The sequence below is a fragment of the Streptomyces pseudogriseolus genome, from assembly GCA_002154585.1.
Classification (GTDB): Bacteria; Actinomycetota; Actinomycetes; order Streptomycetales; family Streptomycetaceae; genus Streptomyces; species Streptomyces pseudogriseolus.
In genome coordinates, this window is the sequence record MUNG01000699.1 from 1 (window position 1) to 605 (window position 605).

General features: G+C 70.7%; 1 protein-coding gene. It reads right to left on the reverse strand.

The window, feature by feature from the left end:
- Nucleotides 1-95: 95 nt before the first annotated feature.
- Nucleotides 96-605: hypothetical protein (locus tag CCN29_RS34165; protein WP_442538690.1), on the reverse strand; the 510-nt coding region annotated here is incomplete at its 5' end.

Here is a 605-nt window from a genome sequence, read left to right on the forward strand (position 1 = left end):
CGTGCCGGACGGTCCGCAGCCGGCCGCCAGAACGGCCGCGGCCGTCCAGCAGGCCAGCAGCGGGCCCGTCCCGCGGCGGGTACGGGAGCGGGTCATCAGCTGTAGGCCCGGTCGCGGGCGGTCACGGTGTAGAAGGACGAGCCGAACTGGAAGGTACCGGTGACCGAGTGGCTGATGCGGTACACGTTGGAGTAGTCCTCCTGGCTCGGCGGGTAGAACGCCACCTGGTCGTAGGCGTGTTCGCTGTACCAGTTGTCCTGGACGGTGGTGGTCCAGCGCGCCTCGGCGGTGCTGCCGGTGCTCCTCACCTCGGCGCCCTCGGGAGCGCCGACCACCCAGAAGGGCGCCCCGACGGAGCCGATGTTCCAGGTGTCCGTGTGCTGGACGCTGTCGGCGTTGAAGGGCCGCTTCCCGAGCCAGGCCACGCTGGAGGACGTGTCGGTGAAGATGGCGTAGTACTCCATGAAGGGCACCTTGACGAAGCTGTCACCGGACGCGGCCACCGCTCCTTCGCCCCCCGCCACCGTGATCCGCTCGCTCCTGCCGGAGACGAGCCACTGGTCGCGGACCGGGAAGCCGGACTGGTCGCCGTGCCCGCCGTCGCC